Origin of the sequence: Litchfieldella anticariensis FP35 = DSM 16096 (assembly GCF_000409775.1) — a bacterium.
Classification (GTDB): Bacteria; Pseudomonadota; Gammaproteobacteria; order Pseudomonadales; family Halomonadaceae; genus Litchfieldella; species Litchfieldella anticariensis.
The window spans coordinates 492,960-505,417 of record NZ_KE332388.1 but is presented as its reverse complement, the minus strand read 5'-3'; the positions used below and the strand labels follow the sequence as shown (position 1 = coordinate 505,417).

13 protein-coding genes, 1 pseudogene and 1 riboswitch are annotated in these 12,458 nt (G+C 58.5%); of the genes and pseudogenes, 9 read left to right on the top strand and 5 right to left on the bottom strand.

Going from position 1 to position 12,458, the window contains the following annotated elements; genetic code table 11:
• Window positions 1-35: 35 nt before the first annotated feature.
• A complete protein-coding gene (locus L861_RS24685; protein WP_154658836.1) occupies window positions 36-197 on the top strand; it encodes a hypothetical protein in 162 nt (53 codons plus the stop codon).
• 62 nt (window positions 198-259) lie between these two features.
• Window positions 260-367 (top strand): annotated as a pseudogene (locus L861_RS25300) (hypothetical protein); the annotation flags it as partial.
• On the opposite strand, the gene L861_RS09295 reads toward L861_RS25300, so the two are convergent.
• From L861_RS09295 to L861_RS09285, 3 genes are all read right to left on the bottom strand, one after another.
• Window positions 356-2,305 carry a tripartite tricarboxylate transporter permease gene (locus tag L861_RS09295; RefSeq protein WP_016416818.1) on the bottom strand — a complete coding sequence of 650 codons (1,950 nt, stop codon included), beginning with the start codon at window positions 2,303-2,305 and terminating at the stop codon, window positions 356-358. The pseudogene L861_RS25300 and the gene L861_RS09295 overlap by 12 nt on opposite strands.
• Window positions 2,306-2,389: 84 nt before the next feature.
• Entirely contained in the window at window positions 2,390-3,514 is a 1,125-nt protein-coding gene (locus L861_RS09290) for a Bug family tripartite tricarboxylate transporter substrate binding protein (RefSeq protein WP_016416817.1), read from the bottom strand.
• Window positions 3,515-3,569: 55 nt separating this feature from the next.
• Window positions 3,570-4,682, bottom strand: coding sequence for a 4-oxalomesaconate tautomerase (locus tag L861_RS09285; RefSeq protein ID WP_027947953.1), 1,113 nt, complete (start codon window positions 4,680-4,682; stop codon window positions 3,570-3,572).
• A gap of 153 nt (window positions 4,683-4,835) precedes the next feature.
• Here L861_RS09285 and L861_RS09280 point away from each other — a divergent pair, with 153 nt between their 5' ends.
• A complete protein-coding gene (locus tag L861_RS09280) occupies window positions 4,836-5,738 on the top strand; it encodes a LysR family transcriptional regulator (RefSeq protein WP_016416815.1) in 903 nt (300 codons plus the stop codon).
• 75 nt (window positions 5,739-5,813) lie between these two features.
• A complete protein-coding gene (bluB, locus tag L861_RS09275; RefSeq protein ID WP_016416814.1) occupies window positions 5,814-6,521 on the top strand; it encodes a 5,6-dimethylbenzimidazole synthase in 708 nt (235 codons plus the stop codon).
• A 56-nt stretch (window positions 6,522-6,577) separates the two neighbouring features.
• Here bluB and L861_RS09270 read toward each other — a convergent pair whose 3' ends face one another.
• Window positions 6,578-7,018, bottom strand: a complete 441-nt coding sequence (locus L861_RS09270) for a YybH family protein (protein WP_016416813.1) — start codon at window positions 7,016-7,018, stop codon at window positions 6,578-6,580.
• A gap of 849 nt (window positions 7,019-7,867) precedes the next feature.
• Window positions 7,868-8,089, bottom strand: coding sequence for a hypothetical protein (locus tag L861_RS09265; RefSeq protein ID WP_016416812.1), 222 nt, complete (start codon window positions 8,087-8,089; stop codon window positions 7,868-7,870).
• A gap of 496 nt (window positions 8,090-8,585) precedes the next feature.
• Here L861_RS09265 and L861_RS09260 point away from each other — a divergent pair, with 496 nt between their 5' ends.
• The 5 genes from L861_RS09260 to L861_RS09240 all read left to right on the top strand — a co-directional run.
• Complete coding sequence (locus tag L861_RS09260) at window positions 8,586-8,879, top strand: hypothetical protein (protein WP_144062999.1); 294 nt, start codon at window positions 8,586-8,588, stop codon at window positions 8,877-8,879.
• A gap of 684 nt (window positions 8,880-9,563) precedes the next feature.
• A complete protein-coding gene (locus L861_RS09250; RefSeq protein ID WP_144062997.1) occupies window positions 9,564-9,920 on the top strand; it encodes a hypothetical protein in 357 nt (118 codons plus the stop codon).
• Window positions 9,917-10,126, top strand: a riboswitch (cobalamin riboswitch). Its footprint overlaps the gene before it by 4 nt.
• A gap of 33 nt (window positions 10,127-10,159) precedes the next feature.
• On the top strand, window positions 10,160-10,351 hold the full coding sequence (locus L861_RS24105; RefSeq protein WP_144062996.1) for a CbtB domain-containing protein: 192 nt from the start codon (window positions 10,160-10,162) through the stop codon (window positions 10,349-10,351).
• A gap of 183 nt (window positions 10,352-10,534) precedes the next feature.
• On the top strand, window positions 10,535-11,305 hold the full coding sequence (locus tag L861_RS09245) for a CbtA family protein (protein ID WP_016416807.1): 771 nt from the start codon (window positions 10,535-10,537) through the stop codon (window positions 11,303-11,305).
• Window positions 11,286-12,458 (top strand): magnesium chelatase ATPase subunit I (locus tag L861_RS09240; protein ID WP_081645814.1); only part of this gene is annotated, 1,173 nt, incomplete at its 3' end. The genes L861_RS09245 and L861_RS09240, both read left to right, overlap by 20 nt.

Here is a 12,458-nt window from a genome sequence, read left to right as displayed (position 1 = left end):
ATATAACCGTAATCGCTTCTGGGGGCGTTGTCTAGTTGGTCATCTTCAATGGTAATTTCGACGCCGGCGGCCAGGCGACGCCAATGACCTACACCGGCGACGACGGTCGACAGTACGTGGTGGTCACCGCAGGTGGCCATGGTACCTTTGGCACCAAGATGGGGGATTACGTGATCGGCTACGCTCTGCCAGAGTGATATCAACACGAGAAGCATCTATTGATGAACACGTCTGAGGTTGCTGCGGTGGATCTACAGCTGGGGGCGTCCTGACCCGGCACTGGCGCGATACGTCCGCTGGCACGATAGATCGTGCCAGCCCTTGTCTGTATAGGACGTATCTGCCAAAAGGGGACTCAGCCAAATAGCCAAGGATCGATCAGACCGCTTGGGTACGTCAGAGTAAGGAACTGAGCCATGCCAAGCAGGAAGGCTGTGACTCCCAGCGACATACCAGCGGCGGTCCAGGGCTTGAGCCTGGCGATGGCCACCAGGAACGCCAGGCAGAACAGCGTCGCCGCGGTGATGAAGCCGAGTGTCAGCATGATCGCAACCAGAGCGAAGAACCCTGCCAGCCAGGCTACCTGCTGTCGTAGCGGCTGATGCTGCCACTCGGGGCGACGCACCAGACAACGTGCAATCTCCAACAGGCAGGCAACCCCGAGTATTGCAATGGCCAGGCGAGGCATGATGCCTCCGATCAACGACAGGTCGGCAACATCCATCCAGGCAAAGGCGGCGGTGCCGAGCAGCGCGACGAAGAGCACCACGTCGATGGCGCCCAGGGTCGGGGGCTCGGCGCGAGCCGTCGATGCAGCTCCTACCGAATAGGCCTGGCGACGCTTGATCCACAGTGAACGCAGCATGGGAATGAAGAGGGCCGCGAGGATAAGGGAACCGATGGTCAACACGCCGGGACGTTGGAACGCATCGGCCCCCTGGAACTGGACCGCCTGGTAGAAATAGCTCTCGGCTCCCGGGGCCAGTACGAAACCGATCAGGAATGCTGGGCGTGACCAGTTTGCCTGCTTGAACAGGACTCCCAATACGCCGACCGCCCCCAAGGCGAGCAGGTCACCTGTGGCACGGGTGGCTTGGAAGGCGGCGAACATGATCAGCACCGTGATCAAAGGCGCTAAAGTGGCAAAGGGTACCCGGGTCAGGCTGGCCACCGGGCGAGCGAGCACCAGACACAGCGCGGCCCCCAGAATGTTGGCCAGGGCCAGCGACCAGATGATGGTATAGGTTAGGTCAAGATGGGTCTCGATCATGCCGACGCCAGGCTGCAACCCGAGCAGTAGTAGTCCACCCAGGAACACCGCGGCCGTGCCCGAGCCGGGTACGCCGAACAGCAGAGTCGGTACCATGGCTCCGCAAGCGCAGGCATTGTTGGCGGACTCCGGGGCGATGACGCCGCGGATGTCCCCTTGGCCGAACTGCGACTTGTCCCTGGCACTTTGCACGGCATGGCCATAGGTCAGCCAGTCCACCACGGATCCGGCGAGGCCGGGAATCGTACCTATCAGGCTACCGATGCCGGCGCAACGCGCCACGAGTCCACGTTGCAGACCGACATCGCGAATCCCCTGTCGCCAGCCTTCACCAAGCTTGCAGGGTTCGCTGGCAATCGCTCCGCGTTTGACCAGTAGGTCGATAATTTCCGGTAGTGCGAAAATCCCTAGGCCGACCACTACCAACGGCAGGCCGTCATAGAGATAGTCGAGGCCGAAATTGAGGCGAAATTCGCCAGTGGCTGGAGCCATGCCGATGGCGCCGATCAATAACCCTAGGCCGCAGGCGGCCAGCCCCTTGAACAAGTCGCGCCCCGAAAGCACTGCCACCATCGACAGGCCGAGCAATGTCAGCATGAACAGCTCGGAAGAGGAAAAGGATAGTACCAGGGGGCGGGCGATCAGGATGAAGCCGGTCAAGACAATGGCACCAATCAGGCCGCCGATCATCGACGACAGGAAGGCACTGGACAATGCCCGTGCCGCCTGGCCGCGTTTGGCCAGGGAAAAACCATCGATCACCGTCGCCTGGGAGGCGCTGGAGCCGGGAATGCCCAATAGCACCGAGGCGAAGGTGTCGCCGGTGGGAATCACGGCGACAAGGCCCATCAGCATGCCCAGGGCGACAGTGGGCTCCATGCCATACAGGAAGGGCAGCAACAATGACATCCCGGCAATCCCGCCCAGGCCAGGGATGATACCGACGACCAGACCAACCAGTACCCCCAACATCATGTAGAGCAGATGGGACACGGTGAAAAGGTGTCCCAGGCTGGAAAAAAGGATATCGAACATGGCGTGTGGCTCTCGTGTTGTGTAGGAGAGTGGAGCCTGGGGACCGCCGGCCTTTGCGGGTACCGGCGCCCCCCCTACGTGGTGTCAAATCTCGGCGCCGTGCTCCGATTTCAGCCAATCGGCGAGCCATTCACGCGTAGCATCATCGATGGACATGGCGTCATCGAGGTGCCGCTGGACGGTGTCTCCTATGACCGGCGTATAGGGGCCTAACTGTGCAGCCGCTTCCTGCTTGAACTGATCGGTATCAATGAAGTCGCGAGCTGCTTGACGGTAAGTATCGATCAGGGCTTGAGGGGTATCTTTGGGCACCATGATCAGCTTCTGAAGGGCATAGCCGGAGGCGAAGAATTTACGAAATGCCTCATAGGCATTGCCCGACGGTGCCTCACCGTTGAGTTCCTGATAGACCTCGTTGAAGGTGGGCAAATCGGGGAAGGCTGGGTCGCGGACAATCTTCCCTTCATCGTTCAGGACCCCAAGCGAGAATAGTGGCACGGCCTTGCCGGCTTCTACCAACGGCGTCACATTACTCAGGTAGGCGGAAGTGGTCTGGAAGTCGATGTCGGCTTCGCCGCGCTCGAACGCCAAACGGCCCTCTCCCCGACTACGCATGCCAAAGACGGCCTGCACGTCGGCACCCAGCATGTCTAGGGCGATCAGCACCGGCAGTTCGACGCCGGTCGGGTTCTGTGCTGCCAGCTTGACCGGCTGTGCCAGCATGGCCTCGAGGGCCGTCTCGGCATTTTCTCCCAGGTTGGGTTGGGCATAGACGACGCCACCCGTGGGTGTGGCCAGGATCGGAGCCCACTCACTGTAGTCATAACGCACGCGGGGGTCATCCAGCATGGCGGGGTACTGGGTCGAGGCCGACGTACCCAACCAGTCGCTACCGTCCGACTTGGCGCGTACGGCGAACAGGTTGGCACCATTGATGGAGCCACCGCCGGGAACGTTGTCGATCATGATGGTCGGCTCTCCCGGCAACTGCTTGCTGAGCCAGGGCGAGAAGAAGCGTGCCCACACATCCGTACCGCCGCCGACACCAAAGGGGATGGTCCACTTGATGTTCCCCGGCACTTCCTCCTCCTGTGCTAAGGATGCCGTGGAAGAGAGCAGACCGATGCCGGTGACAGCCAGTCCGAGAAGGGCCGCTTTCTTGAGGCGGCCGAGAGAGGCCTGAAACGTTGTCGGCTGTATATGTTTCATGGCGAGACTCCTTGCTTGTTGTCGTGGTTGGAAGGCCTGGTCGAGCTAGCAGCACTCAACCGACCTGAGAGGTCAATACATCTCGAGTGGACGAATAAAAGATTGTCCCGCTCATGATCTTTCTGGCGGTGCGAATCAGGGAAACGCGGGCAATGTCATGGGGATCGCCGTGACGATGGGCGATGTCGAGATCGATATATCCGGAAGGGTGCTCGAGCCTGATCTGCGACAAAGGACTGCCCGATGCCAAGCGACCAGCGTCGATGGCAATGCGGTTGGCGATAGTGCCGGGTAGGCTGACCGCTGAGGCGACGGCAATCGCGCCGGTGACGGCGATTGCCTTGTGGCAGCGGTGGGGAACGAAGTAACGAGTGTTCAACGTGCTGGTGGCATCCCGAGGAGGGGATACCAATACCGGCTTGGGCAATACACCTTGGCTGACATCGCCCAGGCCCATATATCTGCCGGCTTGACGCCGGATGGTCTCGAGTCTCTCGAGCAAGGCGGTATTGCCATCCAATTCGGCGGGCGACTCCTTTCCGTCCAGTCCAAGGTCTTCGGCTGCAATCATCAGGATTGGCGTTGCAGCGTCGAGGCAGGTAACCGGAATCCCCCTGATGGTGTCGATGGCCTTGCCGGTTGGTAGCAGAGCGCCGGTCTTGGTACCGACGATATCCAGAAAACTGAGCTGAATGCCTGCGGCGCTTCCCGGCACACCACTGATACGGGTGTCACCCTCATAACTGATTTGGCGTCCGGGGGTTGGTACATGGCACTCGATGAGGCGCTGTGTGTTCAGGTTGCGAACTCGCACGATGGTCTTGCCATCCTGAGGCCCCACCAATCCTGTCTCGATCGCATATGGGCCAACCGCTGACAGCATGTTGCCGCAATTCGGATTGAAATCGACACGCCGGTTGAAGACGTCGACCTGGGCAAACAGGTAGTCGACATCGGCTTCCGGGTGGGAGGAACGCTCCACGATGGCGACCTTGCTTGTCAGAGGATCGCCCCCGCCGATGCCATCGATCTGCAAGGCATGGCCCGAGCCCATGAGGCTGAGCAGTATCTCGGCTTGTTCTTCCTGCTGGGAAGGGAGATCGCTCATTCTCAGAAATGGCCCCCTCGAGGTACCACCACGCATGATCATGCAAGGAATGCTGTTCATCATCGTTTTGTCATTCCACGTTGGGAGATCGTGGTGACAGCATGTCAGTGGTCGTTTGATGTCTCAAATGCAAATATATAGCTTAATTAATGTGTAAAATGGATTAATGTGCTAGTGTTATTGATATCCCTTGTTTGATGCAAGAATACTGGCATGCTGCATAGACTCGAGTTCCTTGATCTTCAGGCATTTATCCAGGTTGCTGAGTTGGGTACGTTCCATGAAGCGGCGCAGCGCCTGCATTTATCCCAACCTGCTTTGACACGCCGGATCCAGAAACTGGAAGAGTTGCTGGAGGTGGAACTGCTGGAGCGAACCACTCGCCGAACCCGCCTTACTCCGATTGGAGCGGATTTTCTGCCTCGCGCACGGCGCATGATCGAGGAGTACGAATCGTCGATACAGGGGATTCGTGAGTTGGCCACCCATCAGAAGGGCACTGTGACCATCGCCTGCCTGCCCACGGCGGCCTTCTATTTTCTCCCCAGCGTGATTCGTGTCTTCAGCGAGGCCTGGCCGGGTATTCGCATCCGGATCCTAGATGTCAGTGCCAATGAAGGGTTGGAGCGTGTCATCAACGGCGAGGCGGACTTTGGCATCAACATGTACAGTGCGCAAAGTTCAGATGTATCGTTCACTCCCTTGCTGCGCGATCCATTTGTCCTGGCGCTCAGGTCCGACCACCCCTTGGCAGCAAAGGAGCGCATCGAGTGGTCGGATCTCGAGGAAGTACGGCTAATCACCGTCAGTCGCGACAGCGGCAATCGTACCTTGCTCGACAATTCCCTGGCCGCGGAGGGAATTCGCTTGAACAGCTTCTATGAGGTTCAGCACCTATCCACGTCGCTTGGCTTGGTCGAGTCGGGGCTCGGTGTCGCGATCCTGCCCCAGATGACCATGCCCGGGCCGGACCATGAAACTCTTTGTTCCCGTCAACTGCCGGAGCCGAGAATCCAACGTACGATCGGGCTGGTCAGAAGTCATTCACATAGTCTGTCGAGCACGGCTCAGTTGTTTATTGACCTTTTGCTGGAACACTGGGGAGACTCGATGTAAAAGCGCCGATCGCTCGGCTGTAAGGCAAGTGGGGTGATTTTTTCTGATGATTCTCAACACGAGCAGCATTTCTTGATGAACACGTCCGACAATCGTTTTTCCGAAGCCGAACGGAACGGCCTTTACCGTGCCATCCATGAGCGGCGTGATGTGCGGTCGCAATTTCTGTCCGATCCGGTCCCTCCCGAGGTCCTTGCGCGTCTGCTGCAGGCGGCGCACCACGCTCCCTCGGTAGGGTTCATGCAGCCATGGGATTTCATCGTCATCGATAGCCTCGAGGTCAGGCAGGCGGTCAGAGAGATTTTCGAGCAGGAGAATCAGAAGGCCGCTGAGAACTACGCCGGTGAGCGGGCGGATCTCTATCGTCACCTTAAGCTCGAAGGTATCCTCGAGAGCCCCATCAATCTTTGCATCACATGTAATCGGAGCCGTGGTGGCCCTCATGTCTTGGGACGCAACACCATCCTGGAGACGGACCTTTTCAGTGTCTGCCTAGCGGTCCAGAACCTGTGGCTTGCGGCCCGAGCCGAAGGTATTGGCGTGGGCTGGGTGAGTATTCTGGATCAGGAAAGGTTGGCAGAAACCCTCGAGCTTCCGGATGACGTATATCCAGTCGCGTACCTATGTCTTGGTTACGTCACCGAGTTTCTTCCTCGGCCGGAGCTCGAGGTCAAAGGCTGGCGCTCTCGGTTGCCGATCCATGAGCTTGTCCATGGAAATGGCTGGGGCCAACCGCTGGAGAATGGCCCACTAAAGACCGCGCTGGATGAGCAAGAGGTTTAGTTACCCGACCCGATCGTCAACCGCAGCACCTTCAGGCCATCGCGCTCAAGCGGCGCTTAGTTGAAGGTATGCACCTTCAGCTGCAGGCTGCCGTCGTCCTGTTTCTCGAAGACGTGCGTCGCTATCCCGCTGAAGGTCGCTGCTGCGCCTGCATCATCTTGCCCCTGCGCAGACCACTTTGCGCTCGACACGATCAGTTCGCCCTCGCTGATGGCCTCGATCAGCTCCAGCTTGTGATCGGTCACACCATTTTCGAACAGACCGGCGAAGAACTCTTCGACCCCTGAGCGGCTCTTGATGATGTCGTGGCTCGCCGGCAGGAATAGTGTGTCTTCGGTATAGAAGGTCGCAAGGCTCTTGGCATCGGACTCGTTGAACGCCGTGTCCCATTCGGTGTAGGCGGCACTGACGTCCTCCTCTAGCGATCCGGCCTGGACTGAGATCGGCATCAGAAGTGCGATGCCGACGGCAAGTGTAGCAATGCGTAACGGTGTCATGGCTGACTCCTCGACCTGTAGTGAGATCCCGCAGCGGTGGTGTAGTGCATAGGAAGTGGCAGTCATTATAAACAATTTGTAACCATGTTGCTTATATCATTTACATAATGTGGTCTTGGTTAATTTATGTCGCAGAAGTTGTTGAACAGTTTGCTATGCATTGATCTTAAAGGGCTAATGAAAATTAACTCATTATGACTGAAAATCCCCAAAACATGCTGTAGTTGCGCACTGACAGATACAAGCCAATCTAATTAAGAGAAATAATTATAATTATATGGAAGATGAGATGGCGCGATACTAAGTGAACTCAAACGCGCAAGCATGAACTCGCTTACCCCGCAGGGAGGATCCCCTGCATCCGCCACCTGATACGGCAATACGATGGCTCATCCTTGCGCCCAGTACCGAATACGAGATCGAAGCGAGGCACAAGGCCGAGGACTACTGCACGATATGATGTCTGTCCGCAGGTCTCTGGTGATTGCCTGGTCGGCGCACAGAAACGGTTACAGATCGATGTCTCTGAGTGCCACGGGATTGAGATGAGCCACGCTGGCACCTAACCCTTTTTTCTTGGTTTTCTCAACGACTATTGCCTACACACATACGAAATTATCACCAAGGAGACTACTACTGATCTATACTAGAAAAGCGGTTGATTCTCTTCGTATGAGACTTCTGTTGTGGGACTCCATATACTCCCCCGTCTCGGTGATCCGACTCTGCGGTTGATCCTTCTGAGAACAGGATTTCGGGGCGGGGGCTTCTTCGCTCCTGATGGTTTCTTTCTGGGCTCGAGCCTAAGAAAAGGAGCAACGGAGCCTATGCGATCAAGGGCAGCAGCATTCAGTGCTGCAGTGGCCTGTCGTATAACTCAATCACGCGCTGCCCGTTCACCCATACGGTCTCATCGTCAGCTAAGGTTTGACGGATACCGAGTACCTGTTTCTCTGTCACCTCGAAAAATGATTCGCGCTCTGTTTCGACGTAAGGATAATCGAGGATCGCTCCCTCGTGGATGGCAGAGATCTCTCCTCGGGTGAGTTGACGAGCGTGCCTGATGACCATTGTTGTCTCCTACCTGCATTGACCCATCATTCTCAGAGTATGAGCCGTAAGTGGCGGTTTTCCATGTTGTTGTAGTCAACCCCGTCGAGCTGTTCTAGGACACGGATACAGCTACGGCGTCTCTCGGTCATTGGTTCCCTCCATCCGAGAGTTGGCCTCGAAGCCCGCGTCTCACTGACACTATTGAATGGCCTCACTACTATTTTTTCCTAATGACTGCACATGCCCTCGCATTCTGGTCTATTCTGATATGTAACAAAATGTGTGTAATTGTTTCTCGGGCTTGAGGAAGGCCGCATCTGGTAGCCCCTCCAAGCTTATCTCGTCACCCGGCGACCGTGCCCGGCCCAGTCTGGAAATGGCCACGAAATCGCCGGCTGTTCTTGCCTTTGGGGTGACAGCAGGGTGGTTATTCTTCAATCTCAGCTTCTTCCTCCTTGCGCCAGTACGCACCACCAGTCAAGAGGCGCTCGGGAGCAAGACGCTGTGGAGCCGCGTGAAGCCTGCCGATCAGACCAGGCAAGCGCGCTGTCGTGAACGGGAGCATCCTGGCGCTGATGCGCCTACAGAGGTGATCGCCATGTACTGGAATAAGATCCACGCCGACTATTGGTGCAACGAGTTCGGTGACGAGATCCACCGCTACGAGATCCTGGACGACGAGGATCAGTGCCTGGTCGAGTACCACACCCACCGCGCAGGCGAGCATTTGCCCTGGAGCGGCAAAACCTACACGCTGGATGAGGCTCAGCGTCAGCTGCAGCACAGTCACGATGCGTTAATGGCATGAGCTAGGACATATGGTCGGCACTTCAGTCGGGTTTGGCGCCGTGGCCTACTATCAGGAACGGTCGAGAGAGAAGGCCGATGAACAGATCGAGTCTCTCCGTCGGCAAAGGCGTTATGAACTCAGAGAGCGAGCGGACGGCACGTAAGGACTTCGACGCGCTATTAATGACACGGCCCAGGTGGAGGTTGCTGTCCAGCAGGTCGATCCGGATACCAGGTCCGGCATTCTCCTGGAGGTGGCATATGTCCCTTGGGTATTGGTGTCGCATAGCGATGTTCGTCACCACCATATGTATATCCATCTGCATAGGCGACACAGCCAGCCAAGGTGGCACACACGCTTAGAGCAGTTGCAAGTCGAATTACCTTGATCATCCCTTTTCTCCGGTTCTCGGAGCATGCCGGAACCATAGCAGGAACTGCTTCGTTACCTTTCATGAGGTTGCCAGCTTCCACATTATTGCCATCAGGTGTCGCCATCCAGCCACATGGCCCGGGGAAAGCCGCTTGCTAGTATGAAGCATCACGGCTCAACCGGAGAAACGTATGCGCCTGATCTTCGTATTGTTCAGCGCTATCGCCATCTTGAGCCTGGCGGGTTGTAGTTACCAGCCGGCGCATATCAGGACAGAGCCAGCCATCGTCATCAACGATGACTGGTACGGCTATGATCGTGAGTGGCGTCGTGAGTATCGATATTACGATCATGATCACGACCATTGGGAACATGATAGGTACCGCTGGGACCGGAATCATGACCATTGGGACCGGGAACGCGATCGTTGGGAACGGATTCATGAGCGCCATGAACGAGATCGCGAACACTGGAAACGGGATCGTGAGCATTGGGAACATGATCGAGGGAGTTGGAAGCGGAATCGTGAACACCGAGAACCAGATCGAGATCGCTGGAAACGGGATCGCGAGCACCGGGAAAGGGGGCGTGGGCACTGGGAACGGAACCGAGACTAGGAAAGCAATGGTGGACTTGAGGAGTACGCGCCCACAGATTGCGCCTTTCACAGCAATTGCTTTAGGATGATCCGACTAGAGACGGGTGCCCCTGCTTCAAGGGGATAATCGGGAAGTATGGTGCGGCTTTTCAGCCAATCCCATCGCTGCCCCCGCAACGGTAATAGAAGAGTAGCCTGCGACAGCCACCGGCATATGCCGGGAAGGTGCAGGCGATGGCGCGATCTGAATGCGTCCTCTTCGAGCCCGGAGACCGGCCTGTCATTTCGTTCCATCCAATGACGGTGCGGTGGGCACCGAGGATCCAACATGTCTGCGACTCCCGTATCTTCTTCCCAACGGACTTCCCGTTCCGCTTCCAAAATTTCGTCTGCCTGCCAGCAGGGGGCTGTCGTGCTCTTCGGAGCGCTCATCCTCTATGCCGTCGGTTTCCTGCCGATGAACGCAGCACATAACGCGGCGCACGATAGCCGGCATTCTTTCGTGTTTCCTTGCCACTGAGGAAGCACCGCACAAATGCCTGCGCGGGCAAATAGCTGCGTTGTGCGGTGCTGGTGCGCCAGCCCGGTCGGAATCCTTGTATATACCCCATATGCTCCGGTTCCTCCGCTCCGTGCGCCTAGCGCTTCACTCCGCTCGTCGATTTGTTCAGCGTTTCCCTAAGACCGTTTTGGAGGAAAGCCGATGTTCCGTTCGCTGGTGCTGAGCGCCTGTCTGATTGGCGTTGTCTTGGGACTGGCAATGACGGCCATGCAGGCCGTTGGTGTCACCCCGATTCTTCTCGCCGCTGAACAGTATGAAGTCAGCGACGATCCTCATGCCTCGGCCGGAGGCCATCACGCTCATGAACACGAGGGCCACGCAGGCCATCATCATGGCGAAGAGGCCTGGGCCCCAGCCGATGGTGCCGAGCGTCTGTTCTATACGGCCGTTTCCAACATTTTCGCCGGGATCGGTTTTACCGCCATTCTCCTGGTGGTCATGAACCAGCTCAGGGAACGCGGCCGGCTGGCACTGACCGCGGGTCGTGGCCTGACGGTGGGGGTGCTGTGCTATCTCGCAGTTTTCGTGGCGCCGTCCCTCGGCCTGCCGCCCGAAATCCCCGGTGCCGCGGCCGCTGATCTCGAGTCACGCCAACTATGGTGGCTCGCCACCGTTGTCATGGTCGCGGTCGGTCTGGGCCTGCTGATCCTGGCGCGAGGCTGGAAACGCGGGCTCGGGCTGCCCTTGTTATTGGTGCCCTATGCCTGGGTGCCGGCACATGAAGGCCCGCTGTTCTCGAATCCGGATCCCCAGGCAGTGGTTGCACTGAGCGAACTGCACCATGAGTTCATCTGGGCATCCGGCCTCACCAATTTGGCGTTCTGGCTACTTGCCGGACTGCTGTGTGTCATCGCCCTGAAGCGTCTCAAGAACAATGGTACAGCGCGCAGCCATGATGAAGTCCCCGGCTGAATTCCCCTTTGCCGCCGTCGTCGGCCAGGATGCCCTCAAGACCGCGTTGCTGCTCAACGTCATCAACCCCCGGGTGGGCGGTGTACTGATCAGCGGTTCACGGGGTAGCGCAAAATCCACCCTGGCGCGGGCGCTGGCGGCGATCCTGCCCGATGACGCCGAGCGGCGGCGGCCGCCGTTCGTCACCCTGCCGCTGGGCGCCAGTGAGGATCGCTTGACCGGCAGCCTGGACCTTCAGCGGGTGCTGTCCGAGCGCGAGGCGGCCTTCCACGAGGGCTTGCTGGCCAAGGCGGATGGCGGCGTGTTGTATGTCGACGAGGTTAACCTGCTGCCGGACACCCTGGTGGACCTGCTGCTCGATGTGGCGGCGAGCGGCATCAATATCGTCGAGCGCGACGGCATCAGTCATACGCATCCCGCGCGCTTCAGCCTGATTGGCACCATGAACCCGGATGAGGGGGAACTGCGCCCCCAATTGCTCGACCGTTTCGGCCTGTGTCTCGAGCAGGACGCGGTGGTGAATGTCCAGGAACGAATTGCCATCGTGCAGCAGAGAGAGGCCTTCGACCGCGATCCAGAGGCCTATGTCGCGCACCATGAGGCCGTCCAGGCATCGCTGACCCAGCGTATCCGGCGAGCGCAGCTGGCGCTGGTCGAGATCACCGCCGAGCCCTGGGTCTACGAGCATATCGCGGTTCGTTGCGAGGCCGCCGGTGTCGAAGGCCTGAGGGCGGATGTGACCTGGCATCGAGCCGCGCAGGCGCATGCCGCCTGGCGGGGCGCGCATACGGTGAGCCAGGAGGACCTGGATACTGTCGAGCCGTGGGTCCTGGCCCATCGCCGTACGACTCAACATACGACGCTACCCACGCCGCCTGGAACGCCGCCGCCTCCCCCTGGGGAAGGGGGAGGAGGCGCCGAAAGGGAAACCTCGTCCTCTAGAGGCGGCCACGCCGGTGCCTCGCAAGCGCAGGGGCAGTGGGGCGCCATGCCGCCGGTGACACAGAAGAGCGTGAGCGTGCCGATAGTGGATGTTCCGGATATTTCCGCTGGAACACGAGCGAAACAGCCGTCATCGTCGCCGTCCTCGCGCCCGTCCTCCACGCGCCTGGGGCGGGGGCACCAGCCGGGGCATCGCCGGGCGCATGCCGAG

Excerpts from the sequence above, each read along its gene's own strand:
- L861_RS09290 (WP_016416817.1), bottom strand. The coding sequence starts at position 3,514 with ATGAAACATATACAGCCGACAACGTTTCAGGCCTCTCTCGGCCGCCTC.
- L861_RS09245 (WP_016416807.1), top strand. The coding sequence starts at position 10,535 with ATGTTCCGTTCGCTGGTGCTGAGCGCCTGTCTGATTGGCGTTGTCTTG.
- L861_RS09285 (WP_027947953.1), bottom strand. The coding sequence starts at position 4,682 with ATGAACAGCATTCCTTGCATGATCATGCGTGGTGGTACCTCGAGGGGG.
- L861_RS09295 (WP_016416818.1), bottom strand. The coding sequence starts at position 2,305 with ATGTTCGATATCCTTTTTTCCAGCCTGGGACACCTTTTCACCGTGTCC.
- L861_RS09265 (WP_016416812.1), bottom strand. The coding sequence starts at position 8,089 with ATGGTCATCAGGCACGCTCGTCAACTCACCCGAGGAGAGATCTCTGCC.
- L861_RS24105 (WP_144062996.1), top strand. The coding sequence starts at position 10,160 with ATGTCTGCGACTCCCGTATCTTCTTCCCAACGGACTTCCCGTTCCGCT.
- L861_RS09280 (WP_016416815.1), top strand. The coding sequence starts at position 4,836 with ATGCTGCATAGACTCGAGTTCCTTGATCTTCAGGCATTTATCCAGGTT.
- L861_RS09270 (WP_016416813.1), bottom strand. The coding sequence starts at position 7,018 with ATGACACCGTTACGCATTGCTACACTTGCCGTCGGCATCGCACTTCTG.
- bluB (WP_016416814.1), top strand. The coding sequence starts at position 5,814 with ATGAACACGTCCGACAATCGTTTTTCCGAAGCCGAACGGAACGGCCTT.